A 22,786-nucleotide genomic window follows, 5' to 3' on the forward strand; every position below is an offset into this window, starting at 1 on the left:
GGGCTCCACGAGTGCGGGCCCGGCGGCGACGGTGAGGGCCTTGCCCGGGGGGCCGGTGCTTCCGACGACGACGCCACCGGCCTCCTCGACGATGAGCCAGCCCGCCGCGAGGTCCCACGCGTTGAGCCCGGACTCCGCGTAGGCGTCGACGGAGCCGTCGGCCACCCGGACGAGGTCGAGCGCGGCGCTGCCGATCCGGCGGATGTCGCGCACCAGCGGGAGCACGCGGCGCAGCACCTCGGCCTGGCGGGCGCGAACCTGCGGGTCGTAGCCGAAGCCGGTCGCGAGCAGCGACCGGCCCAGCTCCACCTCGTTGGAGACCGCGAGCCGGCGACCGTGCGACAGGTCACCGTCGGCGGCCTCGGCCTCGGCCACCGTCCAGGCCCCACTCGCACGACGCGCGTGGTGGACCACTCGGAGCGAGGGGTCGGCGATGGCGCCGGCCACCGGCCGCCAGCCCTCCTGGCTCCGGGCGTCACCGGTGACGACGGCGACGGAGACCGCGTAGGCCGGGATCTGGTAGAGGTAGTTGACCGTCCCGTCGATGGGGTCGATGACCCAGGTCAACCCGGACGTGCCCGCGATGTCGACGCCCTCCTCCCCCAGGATCCCGTCATCGGGTCGGGCCGCCCGGATCAGCTCATGGAGCAGCGCCTCCGAGCGCTGGTCCATCACCGTGACGACGTCCGTGTCGGTCGTCTTGGTGGCGAAGACACCGACCTGCTGGGGTCGCTCGTCGCGGATGAGCCGTCCCGCTGCCAGCGCGAGGTCGACAGAGAGCCGTTCGAGCTCCTCCAGCAGGTGCTCGGAGAGCTCGACCTGCACCTGCTGCTCGTCCGCCACGGCTCAGTCCCGGCCGCAGAGGGCCGGCCTGGCAGCCCGGAGGTTCGGGCAGCAGCCTGGCGCACAGACGGCGGGCATCCGTCCCTCGAAGTCGGGCGTCTGCTCTCCGCGAGCCTGCGCGGCCCGCTCCGCGACGGAGTCCACGAGGTCGGCGACGAAGTGCGGGTCGGTTCCGGGGGTGCCGGCGCGGACGAAGTGCAGGCCGAGGTCGCGAGCGGTTGCCGCCGCCTCCGTGTCAAGGTCGTAGGCGACCTCCATGTGGTCGGACACGAAGCCGATCGGGGCGGCCACGACCGCGGTGCGTCCCTCGGCGGCCAGCTCCCGGAGTCGGTCGTTGACGTCCGGCTCGAGCCACGCCTGCTGCGGAGGACCCGAGCGTGAGCAGAACACGAGCTCGCCGGTGAGATCACGACCGAGGGCGGCATTGGCCCCCTCGGTGAGGGCGGAGGCGAGCGCGAGGTGCTGGCGCTGGTAGAGATGTCCCTCCCCGTCACCCGGGCCGGACGTCTCGTCCATCGCCGTCGGGATCGAGTGGGTGACGAAGAGCAGGGCCACCTGCTCGTCCGGAGTGCCCTCAAGGGTCCGGAGCGCCTCGACGAGGCGATGCTCGTTGGCCCGCCGGAAGCCGTCGCGCGGCGCGTACGGAGCGATCTTGTCCACGACCAGCTCGCGACCCTCCTCCTTCAGCTCGTCGACGGCGGCCGCGAGGTCCTCGCGGTACTGGCGGCACGACGAGTAGGACGAGTAGGCGCTCGTCGTCACGGCCACGAGGCGGCGCATCCCGGCCTCGTGGGCCTCCCGCAGGGTGTCCGCGAGGAACGGCGCACTGTTGCGGTTGCCCCAGATGACCGGGGTGGCGTCGCCGCGCGCGTCGAGCTCCGCTCGCAGCGCCGCGATCAGGGCGCGGTTCTGGTCGTTGATCGGGCTGCGGCCGCCGAAGAGGAAGTAGTGCTGCCCGACCTGCTCGAGACGCTCGTCCGGGATCCCGCGGCCGGCCGTCACCCGGCGGAGGAACGGGACCACCTCGTCAGGTGCCTCAGGGCCGCCGAAGCTGAGCAGGAGAATGGCGTCGTATGGCTGCATCACTGGTCACTTTCGTTGCGGGTCGCCCGTGGTCCGGAGCGGTTTGGGAGCGTTGAGGTCGAGCCGGACCGCGACGATGCGCAGGCCGAAGACGAGCGCGACGGCGGCCCACAGGACCCAGTCGCTGAGCTGGCCGAGCTCCCCGGCCACGACGACCACGATGGCGCCGATGGCGGCGGGCACCGCGTAGAGCTCACGACGGAGGACCTCCGGCACCTGCCCTGCGAGCAGGTCGCGGATGACGCCTCCCCCCACCGCCGTCGTCACTCCGACGAGCACCGAGGCCACGGGGGTGACGCCGAACGAGACCGCCTTGAGGCTGCCGGCGACCGCGAAGGCCGCCAGTCCCATCGCGTCCAGGGCGCGCACCAGCCTCGAGATCCGTTCCACGCCAGGGTGGTAGACGAAGGTGACGAGTCCTCCCAGAGCTGCGGCCGCGAGCAGCCGCCAGTCGCTGATCCCGACGGGTGGGACGTCGCCGATCAGCACGTCGCGCAGGATCCCGCCACCCAGTGCGGCCGCAGTCGCGAGCACGAGCACTCCGAAGAGGTCGAACCCCTTCTTCACCGCAACGAGCCCGCCCGACAGCGCGAAGACGAACACGCCCACGAGGTCGAGGGCGAGCTGGGCGGCGTGGAACGAGGGAGTCGACATGGCAAGGCAAACGCTACCCGCGCGGCGTGGTCGCTTTGGCCACATGCGTCGCAGTGGCATGCTCGACACGCAGGCGGCCGGACGACCTCCGGCTGACGACCGACCGGGAGACTCCACGCATGCAGGACCTCAGGCTCATCGGCGTCCATGAGGACGGAGTGCACCTCCTGCTCGCGGACGACGAGGGAAACCGGTTCCGGGTGCCGTTGGACGACTCGCTCCGCGCGGCCGCTCGGCGGGACCGTCCGCGCCTGGGCCAGCTCCAGCTCGAGATCGAGGGCGGGCTGCGTCCCAAGGACGTGCAGGCGCTGATCCGCGCCGGACTCAGCGCCGAGGAAGTCGCCGAACGGGCCGGGTGGACCGTCGAGAAGGTGCACCGCTACGAGGTGCCGATCCTCGCCGAGCGCGAGCACGTCGCCGGTCTGGCGAGGCAGGTCCGGCTCCGCAGCCGCGGCTCGCACGGCGGGGCCTCGACGCTCGGGGCCCGCGTGTCCGAACGCCTCCGGTCGAGGGAACTCGATCCGGACGCCACCCGGTGGGACTCGCGGCGCACCGAGAAGGGCGTCTGGACGGTTGTGGTCCTCTTCAACGCCGGCGGCCGACAGCGTGAGGCGGCCTGGGACTTCGACCCGCTCTCCCGCACCGTGGTGGCCCGCGACGACGAGGCTCGCTGGCTGAGCGAGGACGAGGACACCCAGGCACCCGGTCCGCTGCCCGCCCCGCACCTCGCAGCCCTGGCCGGAGCCGGCCACGTCTACGACGTCGAGGCCGAAGGCGGCATCTCACCCCGGCACCGTGGCGCCCGGTCCAGCGAGCCGGTCGACCTCGTCGAGGCGATGCGCGAGCGCAGTGCACACCGTGGCCGACAGCGTCGGGGCCGCGGCGCCGACGTCCCGGGCATCGATCGGGCGCCAGAGGACGCGCTTCCCCTCGAGGACCTGGCCCGCACGCCCAGCTCGGACGAGTTGCCCCCCGCGGCACACGGGCACCCCGAGGACGATCCCCGCGCCGTTCGGACGGCCGAGCCCGCCGGAGCGGACGCCGGATCATCAGGGCGGCCCCGGACGTCGACCCGACGCCGTCGACGGGGGCCCGAAGGTGGCCAGACCGCCAGCGGTCCGGGCACCCCTCGCGCCGACGAGGCCATCGGTGTCGACACCGAGGACGCCACCGAGGACGCCACCGATGACGGACCGGACGGCGACGAGACCCTCCGATCCGACCGCACGCGGGGGGACGCTCCACAGCGACCGGGCCGAGGCGCCGCACGACGGACAGCCGAGACCCAGCCGCTCCCCCAGTCGGAACGCCCGACTCGCACGCCGAAGCCGTCGGCCGGCAGCGGCACCGAGGAGCGGCCCGGCCGAAACCGCCCGGTCGCCGCAGCGGCGCCGGTGCAGACCCGGGGCGACGCGTCCGACGAGCTCGACGACGACCCGCCGGCCGACGAGGTGAGCACGGCTCGCAACCGGCCCAGGACACCCACGCCCCAGCCGCGGCCGTCGACCCGCAAGTCGGGCCGTCCGAGCGTGCCGAGCTGGGACGACATCATGTTCGGGCGCAAGGGCGACTGACCCTCCGGGGCGGCCCCGGCCCGAGATCGCTACTCGGACTGGGTGATCGGTCTGGGCGGCAGGGCGCACACGTCGAGGTCGAAGGGAAGGACCTCGGGAGACAGCGCCGCCGACCGTGCAGCGTGCGCCGTCATCCGCCGCATGTAGTGCCGACGGCAGAGCACCTCGTACTCCACGACTCCGCTCTGCCCCGACTTGGTGTCACCGACCACCACCTGCTCGCCCTCGACGACCATGGCGCCGTCGACCACACGTGCGTTCGTCGTCGCCCGGCGGCCGCACCAGCACAGCGCCTCGACCTGGAGGACCTGGACCCGGTCGGCGAGCTCGAGCAGTCGTTTGCTGCCGGGGAAGAGCTCGGTCCGGAAGTCCGCGGTGATGCCGAAGGCGAAGACGTCGACGTCCATCTCGTCGACGACCCGCGCCAGCTGCTCGACCTGGGCCGCCGAGTAGAACTGCGCCTCGTCGCACACGAGATAGTCGACTCGCCGACCGGCGGTGGCGCAGTGGACGACCGCCTCCCACAGGTCCAGGTCGTCCGACACCTCCAGGGCGCCCCGTGACAGGCCGAGGCGGGAGGAGAGGACGTTGCTCCCGGCGCGGTCCATCTTCGTGAAGATGAGGCCGACCCGCCCTCGGGCCGAGTGGTTGTGGTCCATCTGCAGGGCGAGGGTGGACTTGCCGCAATCCATGGTGCCGGAGAAGAAGACGAGCTCAGCCACGATCGCCCACCCTAGACGCCCGCACGACACCACGCCGCGGTGGAACCACGATCACCGGCACGGCGAGCTCCGCGTCGCTCGTCGAGCCGTGCAGGCCAAGCAGCCGGACGATCTCGGCGCGCATCAGCCCGCTGTGCACGACGGCGAAGGACTCGTTCATCGTGACGACCACGTCACCGATCCGGCCGGCGACCCGGCCCTCGACCGGGCCGAACCACCCCTCGTCGACCAGCTGGTCGCGCAACAGGACCCTGGCCCGGTCCCCCACGCGCTCCTGCCAGACCTGCACGAGATCAGGGGCTGCGCCCTCGAGCGTGTAGAGCTGCAGGCACCGCGGCTCACCGCCCAGGTGCCGCACCCCGGCCATGAGGTCCGGCTCATGGGCCAGGTCCAGCCGGTGCTCGTGGGGGACATCGACCATGCCGTGGTCGGCGGTGACGACGATGAGTGTGTCGTCCGGCACCTGGCGCGAGAGCGCAGCGAGCGCCTGGTCCACCGACTCGACCTCGTCTCCCCACTGCCACGAGCGGCTGCCGTGGACGTGCCCCACCTTGTCGACCTCGCCCCAGTAGAGGTAGACGAGGGCGCGGGGCGCCGCGCGCACCGCTGCGACGGCGGCGTCGACCCGGTCCTCGAGCGTGCGCGCCGACGCGAAGCGGGCGCCTCGGAGGGCGGCGGTCGTCAGGCCAGAGCCCTCGAAGTAGTGCGGGCCCACCATGGTGACCTCGACGCCGGCGTTCTCCGCAGCCTCGAAGACCGTCCCGTGGGGTTGCCAGCGGCGGGGGTCGGGTCCGTCCTCCCAGGACAGCTCGTTGACGAGCCGGTCGACCTGCGGGTCGAGCACCTGCATGCCGACGAGGCCGTGCGCGCCGGGAGGGAGCCCGGTGCCGAAGGTGCCCATGGAGGTCGCTGTGGTCGTCGGGAAACCGCAGGGCACCCGGTGCGCGTCCGGCAGGTGCCGGCGCAGGAAGGGGGCATGACCGCTTCGCTCACGCAGCAGGTCGTGGCCGAGCCCGTCGACGAGGACGACGACTGCCCGCCGGACCTCCGGCAGGTCGAAGACGTCGGCCCCGGAGTATCGGCGCACGCCGAGGCGGTCGGCGACCGAGGGGAGCACGGAGGCGAGGGTCCCCCTCGACCAGTCGAGCGCCGGGGTGGAGGTCGGTCCCGGGTGAGCAGCCGGAGCCGGCTTCGCGTCGGGCTTTGGGCCGGACGTCCCGTCGTGGTGTGTCATCCGCCGGTCACGGCCCGACGGCCCCGCCGATCGTGCGAGACAGGTGACGGGCGAAGCCGAGGGCCTGTTCGACCGCCGCCTCACCGTCTGCTGCGGCGCTGATCCGGAGCGAGATGTCGTCGGAGGCGACGGTCCCCTCGAACCCGTGGTCCGCGGTGCAGTCCGGGTCGCCGCACTGTGCAGGCAGCAGGTCGAGGCGACTGACGGCACCCCAACCCAACGTGAGGGTGATGTCCCTGGCCGGACTCGACTGGACGAACGACTCAGGGGCCGTCACGACGTGGGTCACCATGACTCCGCGGACCGCGTCCAGCGGCACCGTCTCGGTCGTCGCCGTCGCGGTCGGCGGCGCCCCGGGCTCGGCGTGGTCGTCCGCGTGCGCGATGACGAGGCGGCGCGCGGTGACAACCAGGACCGTGACGTGACGACGCACCGTGTCGTGGTCGAACGTGGTCTCCTGGTGGACCAGGTGGGAGACGACCTCCTCCCCCGCGAGGGCCGACTCGACCACGTCGCAGACGAGCGCCGGGTAGTAACCGGCTCGGGTGATCGCCGCCGTCAGGTCCTCCGGGAGGGCCCGCTCGGCATCATGGGTAGCGCGTCGCATGGGTGACATCCTCCCATCCGCGGGGACCGGCCCCGCGCCGGTCGGCCGGCCGCCCCCGACAGTCCTCAGGTGAGGCTGCGGCGTCCCTGGTCCTTGCGCACCAGGGCCGGACTGATCACGACCTCGGCACCGAGGACGTCGACTCCCCCGGTCCACGCGTTGACCGGGTTCAGCTCGATCGACGCGAGCTCTCGCAGGTCGTCCTTGAGGACGGACAACCGCGCGACGAGGTCGGCGAGCGCCGCCCGGTGCACTGGCGCGGCACCTCGGTGGCCGGCGAGCAGCGGCGCGGCACGAACTCCGTCGATGAGGTCGGTCACGTCGACATCGGTGAGCGGCGGGATCCGGTGGGCGATGTCTCCGAGCAGCTCGGTGGGCGGCCCCGCTACCGAGAAGCTGATGACGGGGCCGAAGAGCGGATCCTCGGTCGCCTTGAGCACGCAGGAGACGCCCGGGACCGCCATCCGCTGGACGACGAACCGGTCGGCGCCGAGCGGGCCGAGCCGTTCGGTGAGCGAGGCGTGAGCGTCGCGGACGGCGTCGGGGTCGCCCAGGTCGGCGCGGACCCCCACGAGACCAGGCTGGTGCCGGACGACCGGCGACGTGGACTTGAGGATGACCGGGTAGCTCAGCTCCTCGGCTGCGCTGACGGCCTCGTCGACGCTCGAGACCTCGATGGCCGGCCAGGGCCGGATCCCGTAGGTGTTGAGCAGCTCCCGGACCTCGTCCCGGGTGAGCGGGCGCCCGTCGGGACTCTCAGCCAGCCACGCGTCGAGCAGCTCGGTGGCCCGGGCCCGGTCGATGCCCACCGGCGCCACGGGCTGGCCGCGGTCGCGGGCCCGCCACTGGGCGTAGCTGGTCACCGAGCGCAGCGCCCGGATGCCGTCCTCCGGCATGGCATACGACGGGACGGACCTTTCCTGACCGTCGCCGCTCGTGTAGCGCAGCCCGCCGTCGACACCCCGCATCCCGAGGAAGGTCGCCACGCACGGCTTGTCATGCCTGGCCACGACGTTGCGGACCGCGAGCGAGACCTGCTCGTCGGGGGTGACGAGCGGTGGGATGAACGCGACGACGACGCTGTCCACCTTGGGGTCGGAGAACGCGGCGTCGAGCGCCTCGGCGAACTCCTCTGCAGAGGCCTGGGGCAGGAGGGACACGGGTCCGTGGGTGACCCGCAGCCCCCAGCTCTCTGCGGCCGAGGCGCTCAACGAGCCGAGCGCGTCGGAGTTCCCCACGATCGCAATGCGCTCACCGCTCGGCAGCGGCTGGTGCAGGGTCAGCTGGGCGACGTCGAAGAGCTGGTGGACGTTCTCCACGCGGATGACGCCCGCCTGTCGGAGCAGCGCGTCGAAGGCCTGCGGCGGCACATTGGGGGTCCGGGTCCGGTGACCCGGCGGGACGGCGTACTGGGATACGCCGGACGAGACGACGATGACCGGCTTGACCGACGCCAGGTGTCGGGCGATCCGGGAGAACTTGCGAGGGTTGCCCATCGACTCGAGATAGAGGCCGACCGTGGTCGTGTCCTGGTCGTCGATCCAGTACTGCATCAGGTCGTTGCCGGACACGTCCACCCGGTTGCCGGCCGACGCGAAGATCGAGATGCCGAGGCCTCGTCGCGCGGCCGAGGCGAGCACGGCGATCCCGAGTGCGCCGCTCTGGGCGAAGAGGCCCAGGCGCCCCTCGTCCGGGATGATCGACGCGAGGGTCGCGTTGAGGCGCACTCCCGCCTCGTTGTTGATGAGGCCGAAGCTGTTGGGGCCGACGACCCGCATCCCAGCACCCCGGGCGCTGGTCCGGAGTCGCTCCTGCAGGCGCGCGCCCTCCTCTCCCGCCTCGGCGAAACCGGACGAGAGCACGAGCAGCGCCTTGACGCCGGCCCGTCCGCACTCCTCGACGACCTCGACCGTGTCGGCCGCCGGGACGACGACGACGGCGAGGTCGACGGGCCCGGGCGCGTCGGCGATCGTGGGATAGGCGCGCAGGCCCTGGATCTCCTCCGCCTCCCGGTGGATCGGGTAGAGCTCGCCGGCGAACCCGGCCCGGATGAGGTTGCGCAGCACGAGGGCGCCGGTCGACTCCTCCCGACGGCTCGCTCCGATGATGGCGACCTTCTCCGGAAAGAGCATGGTGCGCATGCTCCGCGACTCGGCGCGGTGCTCGCGGGAGAGCTGGACCGCCTTCGACTGCTCGGTCGGCAGGATGTCGAAGGACAGCCCGACGACGCCGTCCTCGATGTGGCTCGCGACCTCGTAGCCCGCGTCCTTGAAGACCATCAGCATCTTGCGGTTCTGCGGCAGGACCTCTGCGCGGAAGCGCGTGATGCCCACCTCGGGGGCGATGGCGGCGAGGTGCTCCAGGAGCACGGAGCCGATTCCCTTGCCCTGCATGTGGTCCGAGATGTTGAAGGCGACCTCGGCGCTCGCTGCGTCGATCCGGTCGAACCGGCCGACGCCGATGATCTCGCCGTTGAGGATGGCGACCAGGGCGACCCGGTCGTGGTAGTCGACATGGGTGAAGCGATAGACGTCGCGGTCGCTCAGCTCCCGCAGCGGGGCGAAGAACCGGAAGTAGATGGACTCGTCGGACTGGCGGTTGTGGAACTGCCGGAGCCGGTCCGCATCGGCCGGCTCGATCGGCCGGACGTGGCACACGCTGCCGTCCCGCAGGACGACGTCCGCCTCCCACTCGATCGGGGGCCTCGGCCAGTCCTCCGGCTCCGCGGCCACACCAGAGCCGCCCGGGCCGACCACCGGGGACGTCGACGGCATCTCACTGCCTCCCACCATGGGCCCATCGTTTCACGACCCGCGCCGCGGCGTCGCCGACCCGGCGGTCCCGGCGCGGTGTCGGCCGGGTGCGACGCTGGCCCCATGGAGTTCTCCGAAGTGGTGCGCCGCCGGCGCATGGTCCGCCGCTACGACCCCGACCAGCCCGTGCCACGAGACGTGGTGGAGCGATGCCTCGCCAACGCCGTCCGCGCCCCGAGCGCCGGTTTCAGCCAGGGCTGGGACTTCCTCGTCCTCACGACGGAGGCGGAGCGCGACCTGTTCTGGAGGACGACGACGGATCCGGGCGCTCCGAGCGACAGCTGGCTCAGCGGCATACGGCAGGCGCCCGCGCTCATCGTCTGTCTCTCCGACAAGGAGGCCTACCTGGACCGCTACGCCGCCCCCGACAAGGGCTGGACCGACCGGGACGAGGCGCGCTGGCCCGTCCCCTACTGGGACATCGACACGGGGATGGCCGCCCTCCTCATCCTCCTGACCGCAGTGGACGAGGGACTCGGCGGACTCTTCTTCGGCGTCCCGCCCACCCACCACGGGGCCGTCAAGGAGGCCTTCGGGATCCCTGCGGCTCGGCGGGTCGTCGGCGTCGTCTCGCTCGGCCACCCGCTTCCAGGACCGCGGAGTCCCAGCCTGCGCCGACCGCGACGGAGCGCCGCGGACGTCGCCCACTGGGGCCGCTTCGGCGTGGCAGGCTCGGACCACTGACCCGCCTGCGCGAAGATGGGGTGTTCGCCCACCGCAGCAAGGAGCTCGACTCGGCATGGCCCGACGCACCACCACCACGCCTCCCCCTGAGGACTTCGAGGAGAAGATCGTCGGGATCGACGTCGAGGAGGAGATGCAGAACGCCTTCCTCGAGTACTCCTACAGCGTCATCTACTCCCGGGCGCTGCCCGACGCCCGCGACGGCCTGAAGCCGGTCCAGCGGCGCATCCTCTACGGCGCCAACGAGCTCGGCGTCCGCCCCGACCGCGGCCACGTCAAGAGCCAGCGCATCGTCGGCGAGGTCATGGGCAAGTACCACCCGCACGGCGACACCGCCATCTACGACGCGCTCGTGCGGATGGCCCAGCCCTTCACGCTGCGGCTGCCCCTGATCGACGGGCACGGCAACTTCGGCTCGCTCGACGACGGCCCGGCCGCCGCGCGCTACACCGAGGCCCGCCTCGCCGAGTCCGCGCTGCTCATGGTCTCGAGCCTCGACGAGAACACCGTCGACTTCGTGCCCAACTACGACGACACGCAGTACCAGCCGGAGGTGCTGCCCGCGGCGTTCCCCAACCTGCTCGTCAACGGAGCCTCGGGCATCGCGGTCGGCATGGCCACCAACATGGCCCCGCACAACCTCGTCGAGGTCATCGGCGCGGCCCGGCACCTGATCGCCAACCCGTCGTGCTCGCTCGACGAGCTGATGAAGTTCGTGCCCGGCCCCGACCTGCCCGGCGGTGGCCGGATCGTCGGCCTCGAGGGCATCCGCGACGCCTACCTCACCGGCCGCGGCAGCTTCCGCACGCGCGCCACAGCGCGGATCGAGAACATCACCCCCCGCCGCAAGGGCATCGTCGTCACCGAGCTGCCCTATCTCGTCGGTCCCGAGAAGGTCATCGAGAAGATCCGCGACCTCGTCCAGGGCAAGAAGCTGCAGGGGATCAGCGACCTCAAGGACCTGTCCGACCGCGCCAACGGCCTGCGGCTGATCATCGAGGTCAAGAACGGCTTCAACCCCGACGCGGTGCTCGAGCAGCTCTACCGGCTCACGCCCATGGAGGAGAACTTCGGCATCAACAACGTCGCCCTCGTCGAGGGCCAACCGCGCACGATGGGGCTCAAGGAGCTGCTCCAGGTCTACGTCGACTTCCGCACCGACGTGGTCCGGCGCCGGTCCGAGCACCGCCTCGCCAAGCGGGAGGAGCGCCTCCACCTCGTCGAGGGCCTGCTCATCGCGATCCTCGACATCGACGAGGTCATCCAGGTCATCCGCTCCAGCGACGACGCGGCCACCGCAAAGACGCGCCTCATGGACGTCTTCGACCTGTCCGACCCACAGGCCACCTACATCCTCGACCTGCAGCTGCGCCGCCTGACGAAGTTCTCCCGGATCGAGCTCGAGGCCGAGAAGTCCGAGCTCGAGCGGCAGATCGAGGAGCTGCGCGCCCTGCTCGACAACGACAAGCTCCTGATGAAGCTCGTCTCCACCGAGCTCGCCGACGTCGCGAAGAAGCACGGCACGCCCCGCCGCACCGTGCTGCTCGAGAGCTCCGGCCAGGCCAAGCAGACCGCCGCAACGCCCCTCGAGATCGCCGACGACCCGTGCTGGGTGCTGCTGTCCTCCACCGGCCTGCTGGCCCGCACCGCGAGCGCCGAGCCGGTCACGGCCGACGGCGCGCGATCGCGGCACGACGCGCTGGTGGGCGCGGTGCGCACCACCGCCCGGGGCGAGTTCGGCCTCGTCACCACGGCGGGCCGGATGGTCCGCCTCTCGGCGCTCGAGCTGCCCACCCTGCCCCCGACCAACGGCGCCCCGAGCCTCGGCGGTGGCGCTCCGCTCGCGGCGTACGTCGACCTGGCCAAGGGCGAGGAGCCGCTCACGATCGTGCCGATCGGCGCAGACGCTCCGGTCGTGGCGCTCGGCACGGCCTCGGGCGTCGTCAAGCGCGTCACCCCGGACACCCCCAAGGGCAACGAATGGAGCCTCGTCACGCTCAGGGACGGTGACGTCGTGGTGGGCGCCGGCGTCGCGGACCGGGACGACCTCGACCTGGTCTTCATCACCAATGATGCGCAGCTGCTGCGGTTCCCCGCGAAGGCGGTTCGCCCCCAGGGCCGCTCAGCCAGCGGGATGGCGGGGGTCAAGCTCACCCCGGGGGCCCGTGCCGTCTTCTTCGGGGTGGCGGACCCCGCCCGGGAGGGGCTCGTCGTGACCTCGGCCGGGTCGTCTGGGGCCCTGCCCGGCACGGAGGGCGGTTCCCTGAAGGTCACGCCGTACTCCGAGTACCCCGCGAAGGGCCGCGCGACCGGAGGCGTGCGGTGTCACCGCTTCCTCAAGGGCGAGGACACGCTGGTCGTCGCGTTCGCCGGCAACACGCCGGTCCGGGCCGCGGCCGCGAACGGTGTCGCCATCGACCTGCCCCCGGCGACCGGGCGCCGCGACGGCTCGGGCACGCCGACCAACTCGGTGATCGCGGCCGTCGTCGCCCCGGCTGCGCCATGACACGCTCGAAGCCGAGTCCGCCGCGCGAGCCCAAGCCGGACACCGAGCCGGACACCGAGCCGGACACCGAGCCGGACACCGAGCCGGACACCCAGCCACTGACCGAGGTCGGTCGGCATCCCGCCACGGCGGGTCACGGCAGCCCGGCCGCCGACGCCTGCTCAGTCCTGTGGGACCTGGACGGGACGAGCGCCTTCGGCACGTCCGCGCGGGCGTCGTTCTTCGTCGTGCTCGAGCAACCGGGCCCGTGGGGTCGGGTCGCCGCTCTCGAGTCGCATCTCGGGGCGGAGCTCGGTGCCGAGCTCGACGGACGCTGCTCCCGGGCCGGTGGCCGCTTCATGCTCATGCGCCGACCCGGCGGGCACCCGGACCGCGACGGGCCGCACCGCGTGCTCGTCGCCCACGCCGGCGCCCGGCCCGACGAGGCCTGGCTCCTCGCCGCCGAGGTGGACCGCCCCGGCGACCTCCTCTCGGTCGACTGGGTCGCGCTCGCCAAGGGGCGCCAGGTCCTCGTGCGGGCCTCGCTGCCCGGAGCCACGGACGCGCCACCGCACCTGCTCATCTGCACCAACGGCCGGCGGGACGTGTGCTGTGCCGTTCGGGGTCGGCCCTTGGCGGCTGCCGCAGCCGCCGCGTCGAGCGACGCGTCAGAGCGCGTGTGGGAGGTGTCGCACACCGGTGGCCACCGGTTCGCACCGACAGCGGTGCTGCTGCCGTGGGGACAGGGCTTCGCACGCCTCGACGAGGAGTCGGCCGGCTGGGTGCTGCAGGCCAGCACCACGGGCCACGTCCCACGTGAGCTGCTGGGCGGCGTCCATGACCGCGGCCGCTCGCCACTGCCCGCACCAGTCCAGTGTGCCGAGTCCCACGTCCGGGCCCTGGCCGGCGAGACTCTCCTCGGCGCGTTGTGGGCGCAGGCCGACGACGACGCCGACGACTCGCTGGTGGTGGTCGAGCATGCGGACGGTCGCCGCTGGCGCGTCCAGGTCGGCCGTCACGCCATGGCTGAGCCGCGTCCCGAGTCCTGCGGCAAGGCCGCGGTCGACGTCTTCGAGTACTCCGCCGACATCGTCGACGGTCCCGACCTGCCCGCCCCGGACTGACCCCGCCGTATGCCGCTGGGCCGGCTCAGCGGCATACGGCACGGAGCGTGGGCGGCTGGCTCTGCCGGCGTGAGTCCGAAGCACGTCGAGAGCTGCACATCGGGTCACTCGGTCGCGGTCAGCTCCGCGCCGACGCCGACGCGCGCCGCGGTCCAGAAGCTCAGCGGTCCCGAAGCTCAGCGGTCCAGCGGCTCACCAGGGCCGCGGGTAGCGGCCGATGCCGCCGTCCGGAACGACCTCCTCGTCCCTGCCCCGCCAGCGGTATCGCTCGATCGTGTTCTGGCGCTGCTGGTCGCGCAACATCTCCTCCTGCTCCGCACTGGGCCCCTGCGTCGCACCGCCGCTCGGCGTCGGCGTCGGGGTCGGCTGGGGGGTCGTCGGCGGGCTGGTCTCGCCGGGCTGCGGCTCGCTCGCAGCATCGGGCCGGGTCTTCGCCTCGACCCGTGCCTCCGTATCCCGGAGCTGCTGCCCAGTCCCCTCGCCCTCGGGTGCATCGCAGAACGGCGGTCGAGCCTGGGTCGTGGCCCGAGCCTTGTCGTAGAACTGCCGGGCCCGCTCGGATCGACCTGTTGCCGCGGCCTCGTCGCCGAGCGCCTCGTAGGTCAGGCCGAGGTTGACGCGGACCTTGCACTCGTCCAGGCCGCCCTTCGGCACCAGCAGCATGGCCTCCTCGAACCACGGCCGGGCCAGGGCGAAGTGTCCGCTCAGCACGTATGCGTCCCCCACGGCGAAGGCGGCCCGAAACCGCTCGACCACGTTGAGCCAGCCCTGACGCTCGGCCCAGGTGAGCGTCTGCACACGGTCGCCTGCGTCGTAACCAGCGCGCGTCTCCGCGTGGACGGCGTTGAGCGTCAGTAGACGCAGGGCGATGAGCACGAGCAGCCCGGTGACCGGGGCGGAGATCCGCAGCAACCGGCGGCGCCGCTCCCGACGGTACGACCGGTCCTCGTCAGGGCCTCCCCCACCCCATCCGGCGGCCATCGGCGCTCCGGGACTGGCCGGCGTGGCGGGCACCTGCGCGCTCATGCGCCGGCCTCCCGCCGCGGCCGACTTCCTGCGAGAGCGAGGAGGGCGGCCCCCAGCTCCCAGCAGCCGACTCCCGCCAGAGCCAACAGGAGGGGCCAGTAGAGCTCTTGACGGGCGGCGACCCGCTCACGCTCGAGATGCTCCGTGGAGCCATAGCGCACGAGGTCGATGTCCTCCGTGGCGGGGGTCACCGGCTCACCCGCCTGCCGGTGCACGTACGGCAGGCCCAGCTGGGACGCGAGCTGGCGGAGTCGGTCCTCGTCCACCCTCGACCGGGCGTCCGCGCCGGTCCCCGGGTCGGCAATGTAGGCCGGAGGCTCGTCCTGCCGCCCTCCGCTCGTCTTCATCCTGCCCCCCTCGGTCGTGCCGTAGCCGAGCACTGCCCCGCCCTGCACGAGCCCGGCGGGGATCGTGAAGGGTGGCGGCTCCCCGGCAGCCGTGTGCTCACCGTCGCCCAGGTAGAACACGATCCGGGCCCGCTCCGGGTGCCGCTGGACGGACTGCTCGAGCACCGACTTCAGCCGGTCGTCGGCCACGGTCACCGAGGAGCCGGACGAGTACGCAGGCGGTTCCGCCGGGAGGGTCGTCACCGCCGCCCCCAGAGCGGTCGTGTCGGTGGTCAGCGGGAGCCGGACGCGCGCCGTCTGGTCGAACGTGATGACCGAGTAGCGGGCGCCGGCCAGCTCGTCGGCCAGGGCCATGATGTCGTCGCTCACTCCCTTCAGTCGGGGGTGGGTGCCGCCCCAGTCCTCGGCGAGAATGCTGCTGGTCGTGTCCACGACGAAGTAGACGTTGAGGTTCGCCGCCACGGCCTCCGTGTCACCACCGGGGAGGCCAGGGCGCACCGCTGCCCCTCCGAGCAGCACCACGGCCGCCGTCAGCCGCCAGCGCCGACCCCGTGTCTCGGCCGGCGCGCCGTCGGGACCCCCGGTCCACCAGATGGCTGCCAGTGCCGTCGCGCAGAGCAGGACGAGCACCCAGGTGGGGGCGACGGGCAGGAGACTCACGGTCGCCACCGTCTGCCCGCCGTGATGAGACCGGCGAGGCCGAGGCCGGCGAAGGCAATCGCCAGCGCCGGGCTGTCACCCACGAGCCGTCGCGGAGCGCTCTCGATGGTGGTCGCCTCCTGTGCCGTGACCGCCGCGACGATGCCGTCCACCGCAGCCGGATCACTCATCACGTAGTAGTCACCGGCTGTCGAGCAGACCAGGTCCCGCATCGTGATCGACTGCTCGTCCTGGCCCCACTCCTCGGGGTTCAGGCCGTAGACCCGAACGCGCCGAGCGACGGCCATCTCGGTCGCCTCCTCGAGATCCATGATCGGCTCGCCCGCGACGTGGTTGTCGGTCGCGAAGACCACCGACCGGGCCCGGCTCGTGTCGACTCGGTCGAAGGCTGACACGCAGCTGGCGAGCCCGTCGCCGATGAGTGACGTGCCCGCGCCGTTGAACGTGCCGGCGAAGAAGTACTCGAACTCGCGGTCGCCGGACAGAGACCGCAGGGCAATGTGCAGCTCGTCGCGGATGAATTCGTAGTCGTCGGTGAGTGGGAAGACCGTGACGGCCGAGGAGTTGAAGATCAGCAGTCCGATCCGCTCACCCTCGAACTGTGTTGCCAGCCGGCTGAAGGTGCGCACCAGCTCGGCATCGTAGGGAGCCATGGAGCCGGAGACGTCCAGGCACAGGACGATGTCCCGGTTGCGGGTCGAGGGCCGCTCGATGTCGACGGCGACCGGACGGGCTGCCCCCACCAGGGCCCCACCGCCGAGAAGAACCGCGCTGAGCGAGAACAGGAGCAGCCGCACCCGATGGTGACGCAGGGCCCGTCGGTACTCCGGGAGTGCAGTCAGGAGCCCTGAGTTGGCGACCGCCGCGTCGGCCGGGCCCGCGCGTCGGGGCCGGCGACGGCGCACGGCGGACAGAGCCAACAGGGTCAGCAGCGCGAGGACGACACCACCGACGACGAGGAGGAGTCCCGGGTATCTCAGCTCCACCGGGCCACCACCTCCTTGGCCACCGTTGCTGCGCCGGCCACGGTCGCGGTGTCCTTCGGGTCGAACTCCCCGGGATAGAGGATCCCCACGACGTGCGAGACCGTGCCGAGCCGGTCCCCCGACGAGTTGAGGTCGGTGAGGGTCATCGTCGGAGCGCGGATCCCCGAGACCTCCTGCACGAAGTGGCGCACGAGCACGCTCACCTGCTGGTGGGCTCGACGCTGGCTGAGCTGACCTGAACGGGTCTGGGCGACGACGAGGTCGATCTGCTGGATGTAGTCAGCCCTGATCCGGGTGAGCCGGTCGGGGGTGATGCGCGGCGGGATGCCGACGCCGGGAGGTCGCGTCGAACACCACCAGATCCAGCCGTACCAGGCCGCCACGACGATCAAGAGGGCCAGACCGATCCAGGACCACTGCGCGGAGTACGGCTCGGGTGCGTAGAAGCCCGAGGGCGCAGGTTCAGCGGACCGCACGCCGTTGCCTCTCCAGCAGTCCGAACACCGCGGTGAGCACGTCACTCGTGGCCCCGACGCGACCGTGGCTGATCCGCACGTCGTCGAGCGCGGCGGCCGTCGCTCGGGCCCGCGCCGCCGCGGCCTCTGCGTAGGCGGCCCGGACGCGCGGGTCGGTGCGGACCGAGGTGGGCAGCACGTGGTGGTCGGACACGTCGACAGCGGCCCTGGTCGTGCTCAGAACGGTCGGATCGGCGTCCTCCACGGTGAGCCACAGGACCTCGTGCTGCACCTGGAGGCGCCGGAGCAGCCCGGCGAGCTGGTCGTCGAGCTCGAGGTCGTCGGCCACGACGAGCAGAAGCATCCGCCGACGGACGTTGCGCGCGACCCACCCGAGCAGCGCAGCCAGCTCGCTGCGGGATGCGTCGAGGCGGGTGGCGTCGTGGATGGCGCGGAGCAGTCGCTCGAGGTGGGCTTCACTCCCCCTCAGCTCGTGGGCGACGGCGCCACTCGAATCGCCCCGGACCAGGCCGACGAGATCCCCGTGTCGGTAGGCGAGATACCCGATGAGTCCCGCTGCGGCGATCGCCACCTCCTTCTTGGGCTCGCCGCCCTTGGCCAGGGCCGCCATCCCGCGCCCGGTGTCCACGACCAGCATCAGGTTCTGCTTCCGTGCGGCCACGTAGCGGCGCACGAGCGGGGCACTGTGGCGAGCGGTGGCCTTCCAGTCGATGTCCCGGACCTCGTCCCCGGGGACGTAGTCGCGCAGGTCGTCGAAGTCGAGGCTCCGGCCGTGGAACACCGAGGCGAACTCCCCCTCGATCAACGTCCGTGAGCGGCGGCGCGAATGGACGAAGAGGGTGCTCTTCACCCGCGTCAACAGCGGCGTCGTCATGACGTGTGCGGCCCCGCTCAGGGGGTGCGGATCCCGCCGAGCATGGCATCGATCACGCGCTCGACGGGGACGTCGTCGGCCACCGCCTCGAAGCCGAGGATCAGCCGGTGGCGCAGGACCCGGTGGGCCAGCGCCTTGACGTCGTCGGGCACGACGTGGTTGCGCCCGTCGATGAGGGCGCGGGCGCGGGCGGCACGGGTGAAGGCGATGCTCGCCCGGGGGCTTGCCCCGAACTGGACGTAGGACGCGAGTTCAGGGGTGATGTAGTCCCCCGCGTGACGCGTCACGTAGCCGATGCCGACGATGTAGTTCACGATGGCCGGGTCGATGTAGACGCGGCCGACGAGTGCCTGGAGGCGCTTGACGTCGGCGAGGGTCGTCACGGGCTCCGACGTGTGGGTGAAGACGCCTGCGTCGATCCGGCGCAGCACCTCCGCCTCCTCCGCCGGCGACGGGTAGTCGAGGACGTCCTTGAGCATGAACCGGTCCATCTGCGCCTCGGGCAACGGGTAGGTGCCCTCCTGCTCGATCGGGTTCTGCGTGGCCAGCACGAGGAAGGGGTCGGGCAGCGGGTAGCTGCGTTCGCCGATCGACGTCTGCCGCTCCTGCATCGCCTCGAGCATGGCCGACTGCGTCTTCGCGCTGCTGCGGTTGATCTCGTCGAGCAGCACGAAGTTGGCATGGACCGGACCCAGCTGGGTCCGGAACGCCCCCGTCTGCTGGTTGTAGACCTGAGTGCCGACGATGTCGCTGGGCAGCAGGTCCGGGGTGCACTGGATGCGGTGGAAGGTGCCATCAACTGCGCGGGCGATGGTCTGCGCGGCGGTCGTCTTCGCCAGCCCCGGCACGCTCTCGAGAAGGACGTGCCCTCCCGTCAGCAACGCCACGAGCAAGGTCTCCTGCAGTCTGCTCTGGCCGACGACCCTGCTGGCAAAGGCGCCCGCGATGTCACGGATGGCCGCGCCCGCCCACTCCAGCTCCGCCGGGTCGAGGTAGCGGGCGGGTCCCGCGGCAGCAGAGGTGTCGAACGGGCCGTGGTCGGCACCGTCCGGTGTCAGCAGCGTCGGCCGGGGCAGCGAACCCGGCCGCGAGGCGACGAGGACTTCCGGCGCAACCATCGTGCGGTGTGCCACCGTCTCTCGATCCTCCACCAACGACCCCCTTCTCGGTGCGGGCGAGATCGGAGCGGTCGCCGTGTCCGGCCGCCCGTGCCCTGCTGTGGTTTCTGCTGGCGCCATGGCGACGCCGACGGCCTGGTGCGCCGGTGCCCGTGCGGCTCCAGCGCCCGAGCCACGGTCATCGTAGACAGGCCCCGGTCCGGTCGCCTCCCGAGTGAACTGCCCTGTGGACGACGGGCGATGCGCCGCGTCTCAGGCGTCGATGCGCTCGCGATCCACCTCGGCGGCGGACTCGATGATGAAGTCCTTGCGCGGAGCGACCTCGTTGCCCATCAGCAGCTCGAAGGTGCGCTCCGCGGTCTCGAGATCGCGCATGGTGACGCGGCGCAGGGTCCGGTGACGCGGGTCCATCGTCGTGTCCGCCAGTTGGTCGGCGTTCATCTCACCGAGACCCTTGTAGCGCTGCATCGGCTGCTTGATCTTCTTGCCGCCCTTCTCCAGGCGCGCCACGGTCCGCCGCATCTCGATCTCGTTGTAGGTGTAGATGAGGTCGTTCTTCTTGGATCCGGCGTTGATCACCTCGATCCGGTGCAGCGGGGGCATGGCTGCGTAGACGCGACCGGCCTCCACCAGCGGCCGCATGTAGCGGAAGAAGAGCGTCAGCAGCAGCGTGCGGATGTGGGCACCGTCGACGTCCGCGTCGGTCATGATGATGACCTTCCCGTAACGGGCGGCCGCGAGGTCGAAGCTGCGTCCCGATCCGGCCCCGATCACCTGGATGATGGATGCGCACTCGGCGTTCTTGAGCATGTCCGAGACGGACGCCTTCTGGACGTTGAGGATCTTGCCGCGGATCGGCAGCAGTGCCTGGTACTCCGAGTTGCGCGCCTCCTTGGCCGTCCCCATGGCCGAGTCGCCCTCGACGATGAACAGCTCGGACCGGTCGACGTCGGTCGTCCGACAGTCGCGCAGCTTCGTCGGCAGGGTGGAGCTCTCGAGGGCGTTCTTGCGCCGCTGCGTCTCCTTGTGCAGCCGCGCGCTGATGCGCGACTTCATCTCGGAGACGACCTTCTCGAGCAGCAGGGCCGCCTGGGACTTGTCACCACGCTTCGTCGACGTCAGCCGGGCGGTCAGCTCCGTCTCCACGACCTTGGCGACGATCGACCGGACCGCGTTGGTGCCGAGAACCTCCTTGGTCTGACCCTCGAACTGCGGCTCTGCAAGACGCACGGTGATGACGGCGGTCATGCCGGCCAGGATGTCGTCCTTCTCCGGCTTGTCGTTTCCGACCTTGAGCCGGCGCGCGTTGACCTCGAGCTGCCGCCGGAAGACCTTCAGCAGCGCCTGCTCGAAGCCGGCGACGTGCGTGCCGCCCTTCGGGGTGGTGATGATGTTGACGAACGACTGCATCCGCACGTCGTAACCCTGGCCCCAGCGCAGGGCGACGTCGACGACGCACTCGCGCTCGAGCTCGGTCGGCGTCATGTGACCCTCGTTGTCGAGGATCGGCACCGTCTCCTTGAACGTCCCCGAGCCCTGCAGACGCCAGACCTCCGTGATCGCGGTGTCGGGCGCGAGGAACTCGACGAACTCGGTGATCCCCCCGTCATGATGGAAGACCTCCTCCGTGGGGCCGTCCGCAGCGGGGGTGCCGGGAAGGCCCCGTTCGTCGCGGATGACGAGCCGCAGCCCCGGCACGAGGAAGGACGTCTGGCGTGCCCGCGCGATGAGGGCGTCGTAGTCGAGCACCGACCCCTTGAGGAAGATGTGGGGGTCGGGCCAGAACCGCACGCGTGAGCCCGTGACCCCCCGCTTGGTCTTGCCGATGACGGGCAGGGCGCTGCGCTTCTCGTAGGGTGCGAAGTGAGCCTCCGGTGAGTGGACCGGTCCGGAGTCGGTGAAGACGCCGGGCTCGCCACGGCGGAAGCTCATGCCGTAGGTCCTGCCACCCCGGTCGACCGCGACGTCGAGGCGGGCGGAGAGGGCGTTGACCACCGAGGCGCCGACTCCGTGCAGGCCGCCCGTGGCGGCGTAGGAGGTCCCGCCGAACTTCCCGCCGGCGTGGAGCTTGGTGAAGACGAGCTCGACGCCGGAAAGGCCCGTGCGCGGCTCGATGTCGACGGGGATCCCGCGCCCGTTGTCCCGCACCTCGATGGAGCCGTCGGCCGCGAGGATGACGTCGATGTGGTCACACACACCGGCCAGCGCCTCGTCCACGGCGTTGTCGATGATCTCCCAGAGGCAGTGCATGAGACCGCGCTGGTCGGTCGAGCCGATGTACATGCCAGGTCGCTTGCGCACGGCCTCGAGACCCTCGAGGACCTGGAGATGGCGAGCGGTGTAGTCACCGTTGCCGTTGGGGGCGGGGCGGGAGGCGGAGGCCAAGGTGGTCGATCACTCTCTTCGTGGTCCTGCGGGCAACGGAAGCCTAACGATCCTTTCCGGCCGGTGCCGGGAGGCTCGCGGCAGCGTCCCGAGTGGGTACGGGAGGCGTAACGATCCGGACATGACGCAGCTCTCAGGCGCCTTGCCTCCGGGGCGGGAAGGAAACAGCGTGATTGACTGTTGGAACGTGCACGACGCACGGCTAGAGGGTGAAGGAGCCCCCGGCGGGGCAACGAGATCCTTTGGTCGAGCGTCTACGTATATGACAGGGTTCAGTCTCGATTGAACCCCCAGAGGGTGGAGAGAAGGCGAGCACGATGAACACAGCACTGGCACCCGAACTGACCGCGTCCGACCGCTGCGACCGCTGCGGCGCCCAGGCTTACATTCGCGCCCGTCTCGTCAACGGCGGGGAGCTGCTCTTCTGCGCCCACCACGGCCGGCAGCACCTGCCCGCCCTCATGGACCAGGCGGTCGACATTCATGACGAGAGCGATCGGCTGTCCGAGACGCCGCAATCTGCGCCGGTGGACGAGCGCTGAGACCGTCCCGACGAGGACACCGCTGAGCCGCACCCCTGACGGTTCTCCGACGTGATCACGGGGCCCACCATTCTGGTCCTGCTCGCCATGCTCGTGGGCGTGGTGGGAATCGTCGTGCCCGTCCTGCCGGGGCTGCTGCTCGTGTGGGGCGCGACGCTGCTCTGGGCCCTGCTGGCCCAGTCCGCGTCCGGTTGGGTGATCTTCGCGCTCACGACAGTGGTCTACGTCGTGGGACTGGTCGCCCAGTACGTCGTCCCCGGCCGGCGGATGCGAGCGACCGGGGTGCAGGCCCGGGTCATCGCCGTGGCTCTCATGGTGGCCGTGGTCGGACTCTTCGTCATCCCGCTGCTGGGCGCGCCGATCGGCTTCGTCGGCGCCGTGTATCTACAGGAGCGGGTCAAGCACCGCAGCCACGCCCGCGCCTGGGACGCGACACGTCACGCAGTGCGGGCCGTGATCCTCAACATCGGTATCGAGCTCGCGACCGCCGCCAGCATCATCGTGATCTGGGCGGTCGGAGTGCTGTTGACGCGCGCCTGACAGTCACGC

At 71.5% G+C, this 22,786-nt stretch carries 20 protein-coding genes; 6 read left to right on the plus strand and 14 right to left on the minus strand.

The genetic code is table 11. The features are described 5' to 3' along the window. The 3 genes from OO014_RS11195 to OO014_RS11205 form a co-directional block, all read right to left on the minus strand. The coding region (locus OO014_RS11195) for an inositol monophosphatase family protein (protein WP_272462399.1) at nucleotides 1-843 on the minus strand (843 nt) is incomplete at its 3' end. A gap of 3 nt (nucleotides 844-846) precedes the next feature. Further along, nucleotides 847-1,926, minus strand: coding sequence for a ferrochelatase (locus OO014_RS11200; protein ID WP_272462400.1), 1,080 nt, complete (start codon nucleotides 1,924-1,926; stop codon nucleotides 847-849). A 6-nt stretch (nucleotides 1,927-1,932) separates the two neighbouring features. Next, on the minus strand, nucleotides 1,933-2,580 hold the full coding sequence (locus OO014_RS11205) for a trimeric intracellular cation channel family protein (protein WP_272462401.1): 648 nt from the start codon (nucleotides 2,578-2,580) through the stop codon (nucleotides 1,933-1,935). Nucleotides 2,581-2,699: 119 nt separating this feature from the next. Here OO014_RS11205 and sepH point away from each other — a divergent pair, with 119 nt between their 5' ends. Then, nucleotides 2,700-4,154 carry a septation protein SepH gene (sepH, locus tag OO014_RS11210; protein ID WP_272462402.1) on the plus strand — a complete coding sequence of 485 codons (1,455 nt, stop codon included), beginning with the start codon at nucleotides 2,700-2,702 and terminating at the stop codon, nucleotides 4,152-4,154. A 29-nt stretch (nucleotides 4,155-4,183) separates the two neighbouring features. Here the strand turns inward: sepH and OO014_RS11215 are convergent, their stop codons facing one another. The 4 genes from OO014_RS11215 to OO014_RS11230 form a co-directional block, all read right to left on the minus strand. After that, nucleotides 4,184-4,876: a thymidine kinase gene (locus tag OO014_RS11215; protein ID WP_272462403.1), complete on the minus strand. Its 693-nt coding sequence runs from the start codon at nucleotides 4,874-4,876 to the stop codon at nucleotides 4,184-4,186. After that, nucleotides 4,869-5,993, minus strand: coding sequence for an alkaline phosphatase family protein (locus OO014_RS11220; protein ID WP_272462404.1), 1,125 nt, complete (start codon nucleotides 5,991-5,993; stop codon nucleotides 4,869-4,871). Before OO014_RS11220 ends, OO014_RS11215 begins: the two co-directional genes overlap by 8 nt. A gap of 124 nt (nucleotides 5,994-6,117) precedes the next feature. Next, nucleotides 6,118-6,717, minus strand: coding sequence for a DUF5998 family protein (locus OO014_RS11225; RefSeq protein ID WP_272462405.1), 600 nt, complete (start codon nucleotides 6,715-6,717; stop codon nucleotides 6,118-6,120). A gap of 65 nt (nucleotides 6,718-6,782) precedes the next feature. Continuing rightward, on the minus strand, nucleotides 6,783-9,509 hold the full coding sequence (locus tag OO014_RS11230; RefSeq protein WP_272462406.1) for a bifunctional GNAT family N-acetyltransferase/acetate--CoA ligase family protein: 2,727 nt from the start codon (nucleotides 9,507-9,509) through the stop codon (nucleotides 6,783-6,785). 84 nt (nucleotides 9,510-9,593) lie between these two features. Here OO014_RS11230 and OO014_RS11235 point away from each other — a divergent pair, with 84 nt between their 5' ends. The 3 genes from OO014_RS11235 to OO014_RS11245 are packed head-to-tail and all read left to right on the plus strand — an operon-like array spanning nucleotide 9,594 to nucleotide 13,823. Then, entirely contained in the window at nucleotides 9,594-10,214 is a 621-nt protein-coding gene (locus tag OO014_RS11235) for a nitroreductase family protein (RefSeq protein WP_272462407.1), read from the plus strand. Nucleotides 10,215-10,269: 55 nt separating this feature from the next. Continuing rightward, on the plus strand, nucleotides 10,270-12,720 hold the full coding sequence (locus OO014_RS11240; RefSeq protein ID WP_272462408.1) for a DNA gyrase/topoisomerase IV subunit A: 2,451 nt from the start codon (nucleotides 10,270-10,272) through the stop codon (nucleotides 12,718-12,720). Further along, nucleotides 12,717-13,823: a sucrase ferredoxin gene (locus tag OO014_RS11245; protein WP_272462409.1), complete on the plus strand. Its 1,107-nt coding sequence runs from the start codon at nucleotides 12,717-12,719 to the stop codon at nucleotides 13,821-13,823. The genes OO014_RS11240 and OO014_RS11245 overlap by 4 nt, the downstream gene beginning before the upstream one ends. Before the next feature lie 192 nt (nucleotides 13,824-14,015). Here OO014_RS11245 and OO014_RS11250 read toward each other — a convergent pair whose 3' ends face one another. The 7 genes from OO014_RS11250 to OO014_RS11280 form a co-directional block, all read right to left on the minus strand. Next, complete coding sequence (locus tag OO014_RS11250) at nucleotides 14,016-14,849, minus strand: tetratricopeptide repeat protein (RefSeq protein WP_272462410.1); 834 nt, start codon at nucleotides 14,847-14,849, stop codon at nucleotides 14,016-14,018. Beyond that, the gene (locus tag OO014_RS11255; RefSeq protein WP_272462411.1) at nucleotides 14,846-15,856 is read right to left on the minus strand and encodes a vWA domain-containing protein; all 1,011 of its coding nucleotides are present in this window, start codon (nucleotides 15,854-15,856) and stop codon (nucleotides 14,846-14,848) included. Before OO014_RS11255 ends, OO014_RS11250 begins: the two co-directional genes overlap by 4 nt. Further along, the gene (locus OO014_RS11260; protein WP_272462412.1) at nucleotides 15,853-16,842 is read right to left on the minus strand and encodes a vWA domain-containing protein; all 990 of its coding nucleotides are present in this window, start codon (nucleotides 16,840-16,842) and stop codon (nucleotides 15,853-15,855) included. The genes OO014_RS11255 and OO014_RS11260 overlap by 4 nt, the downstream gene beginning before the upstream one ends. After that, nucleotides 16,833-17,318, minus strand: coding sequence for a hypothetical protein (locus OO014_RS11265; protein WP_272462413.1), 486 nt, complete (start codon nucleotides 17,316-17,318; stop codon nucleotides 16,833-16,835). Before OO014_RS11265 ends, OO014_RS11260 begins: the two co-directional genes overlap by 10 nt. Next, on the minus strand, nucleotides 17,305-18,192 hold the full coding sequence (locus tag OO014_RS11270) for a DUF58 domain-containing protein (protein ID WP_272462414.1): 888 nt from the start codon (nucleotides 18,190-18,192) through the stop codon (nucleotides 17,305-17,307). Before OO014_RS11270 ends, OO014_RS11265 begins: the two co-directional genes overlap by 14 nt. Before the next feature lie 17 nt (nucleotides 18,193-18,209). Beyond that, nucleotides 18,210-19,325, minus strand: a complete 1,116-nt coding sequence (locus OO014_RS11275; protein ID WP_272462415.1) for an AAA family ATPase — start codon at nucleotides 19,323-19,325, stop codon at nucleotides 18,210-18,212. Nucleotides 19,326-19,562: 237 nt separating this feature from the next. Then, entirely contained in the window at nucleotides 19,563-21,695 is a 2,133-nt protein-coding gene (locus tag OO014_RS11280; protein ID WP_272462416.1) for a DNA gyrase/topoisomerase IV subunit B, read from the minus strand. A 317-nt stretch (nucleotides 21,696-22,012) separates the two neighbouring features. Here OO014_RS11280 and OO014_RS11285 point away from each other — a divergent pair, with 317 nt between their 5' ends. Together OO014_RS11285 and OO014_RS11290 are read left to right on the plus strand one after the other, a co-directional pair. Then, nucleotides 22,013-22,237, plus strand: coding sequence for a DUF7455 domain-containing protein (locus OO014_RS11285; protein WP_272462417.1), 225 nt, complete (start codon nucleotides 22,013-22,015; stop codon nucleotides 22,235-22,237). 51 nt (nucleotides 22,238-22,288) lie between these two features. After that, nucleotides 22,289-22,777, plus strand: a complete 489-nt coding sequence (locus tag OO014_RS11290) for a DUF456 domain-containing protein (RefSeq protein WP_272462418.1) — start codon at nucleotides 22,289-22,291, stop codon at nucleotides 22,775-22,777. Nucleotides 22,778-22,786 lie beyond the last annotated feature (9 nt).

The organism is Intrasporangium calvum (assembly GCF_028446585.1).
Classification (GTDB): domain Bacteria; phylum Actinomycetota; class Actinomycetes; order Actinomycetales; family Dermatophilaceae; genus Intrasporangium; species Intrasporangium calvum_A.

What these genes read in the sequence shown, in the direction of transcription:
- OO014_RS11200 (WP_272462400.1), bottom strand. Translation starts at nt 1,926, where the DNA reads ATGCAGCCATACGACGCCATTCTCCTGCTCAGCTTCGGCGGCCCTGAG.
- OO014_RS11205 (WP_272462401.1), bottom strand. Translation starts at nt 2,580, where the DNA reads ATGTCGACTCCCTCGTTCCACGCCGCCCAGCTCGCCCTCGACCTCGTG.
- sepH (WP_272462402.1), top strand. Translation starts at nt 2,700, where the DNA reads ATGCAGGACCTCAGGCTCATCGGCGTCCATGAGGACGGAGTGCACCTC.
- OO014_RS11225 (WP_272462405.1), bottom strand. Translation starts at nt 6,717, where the DNA reads ATGCGACGCGCTACCCATGATGCCGAGCGGGCCCTCCCGGAGGACCTG.
- OO014_RS11230 (WP_272462406.1), bottom strand. Translation starts at nt 9,509, where the DNA reads ATGGTGGGAGGCAGTGAGATGCCGTCGACGTCCCCGGTGGTCGGCCCG.
- OO014_RS11235 (WP_272462407.1), top strand. Translation starts at nt 9,594, where the DNA reads ATGGAGTTCTCCGAAGTGGTGCGCCGCCGGCGCATGGTCCGCCGCTAC.
- OO014_RS11240 (WP_272462408.1), top strand. Translation starts at nt 10,270, where the DNA reads ATGGCCCGACGCACCACCACCACGCCTCCCCCTGAGGACTTCGAGGAG.
- OO014_RS11245 (WP_272462409.1), top strand. Translation starts at nt 12,717, where the DNA reads ATGACACGCTCGAAGCCGAGTCCGCCGCGCGAGCCCAAGCCGGACACC.
- OO014_RS11250 (WP_272462410.1), bottom strand. Translation starts at nt 14,849, where the DNA reads ATGAGCGCGCAGGTGCCCGCCACGCCGGCCAGTCCCGGAGCGCCGATG.
- OO014_RS11270 (WP_272462414.1), bottom strand. Translation starts at nt 18,192, where the DNA reads ATGACGACGCCGCTGTTGACGCGGGTGAAGAGCACCCTCTTCGTCCAT.
- OO014_RS11285 (WP_272462417.1), top strand. Translation starts at nt 22,013, where the DNA reads ATGAACACAGCACTGGCACCCGAACTGACCGCGTCCGACCGCTGCGAC.